This is a genomic window from Granulicella sp. S190, from assembly GCF_009766095.1.
Lineage (GTDB): Bacteria > Acidobacteriota > Terriglobia > Terriglobales > Acidobacteriaceae > Edaphobacter.
The window spans coordinates 51,279-52,389 of the sequence record NZ_LMUD01000044.1 but is presented as its reverse complement, the minus strand read 5'-3'; the positions used below and the strand labels follow the sequence as shown (position 1 = coordinate 52,389).

Sequence of the window (1,111 nt, the reverse complement as noted above, 5' to 3'; positions counted from 1 at the left end):
TTGTGATTGAGGACTGACAATGGGCAGGCTGAGAAACATCGAAGAGTTGTTTGCAGGACGGCACTTTGATCGCGAGGTGATCCATCTGTGCGTGCGTTGGTATCTGCGCTACAAGCTCAGCTTCCGTGATCTGGTGGAGATGATGGCCGAACGAGGTCTCCAGCTTGCCCATACGACGATCCTGCGCTGGGTTCGACGGTATGACGCAGACGGGCGACTCTACGCAGTAGGAACATTCGATCCCGTGCCCGAGAGCGTGGTAATGACTCAATATATCTATGATGCTGTCGGGCAGCGGTCGGTAAGGGCGTTATATCGATACTTAGCTGTGACGCCACTTCGAACAGATTTACGCTGACCAATCAATATCTCCTAGATCAGTCTGGAGAGCAGATGACCGAACTCGATGGGGGCGGCAATCGCTGCAATCGAACGTCTACGCTTCAGGAAATTTGATCAGTACCTACGATAGCCAAGGGCTGCATTTTCATTTCTCCGACTGGCTCGGATCCCGAAGAGTACAGACTGACTATGCCGGTAATCCTCAAGGCAACTGGCAGAATTTTCCATTCGGAGAGGGGCTAACTCCCGCAACGCTCCTTGGAGCGTCCGAGCATCATTTTACGGGCAAAGAACGGGATGCTGACAGCAGCTTAGACTACTTCGGGGTAAGGTACTACGGAAGTTCAATGGGGAGATGGATGTCGCCGGCCTGGGCTGACAAACCCGAAGCCATTCCGTACTCTTCACTCGACAATCCGCAGAGCCTAAATCTGTACGGGTATGAGGATGGCCCGACACAAGGAGCGCAGATGGGCATTGTGATCAGAACGGCCAAAACTGTTCGACATGGGATCATATCGACGGAGCAGTCGGCGGCTTACTATATGTCGTTCCGATGACTTTGAACATCCCTAACCAGATATTCAACGCTGTCTCAGGTGCTTTCGGGGGCCGCAAGTAACTGAGCTTCCAATGATTCCATCGGACACGCACGCTAGCGTAGGTGGTTTGAATATGGGCTCAGCTGCACAGATACTTCTTCCAGTGGGGGACTTGGCGAAAGGATCGCAACTTGCTGACAGCGCCCTCGTGGTTCGCGTCGGCGTCT

General features: G+C 53.3%; 1 protein-coding gene and 1 pseudogene. Both read left to right on the top strand.

The features are described from left to right. Positions 1–19: 19 nt before the first annotated feature. Positions 20–202 (top strand): annotated as a pseudogene (locus GSQ94_RS19365) (hypothetical protein); the annotation flags it as partial. A gap of 250 nt (positions 203–452) precedes the next feature. Beyond that, on the top strand, positions 453–902 hold the full coding sequence (locus GSQ94_RS21970; RefSeq protein WP_158945499.1) for an RHS repeat-associated core domain-containing protein: 450 nt from the start codon (positions 453–455) through the stop codon (positions 900–902). The last annotated feature ends 209 nt before the right edge of the window (positions 903–1,111 follow it).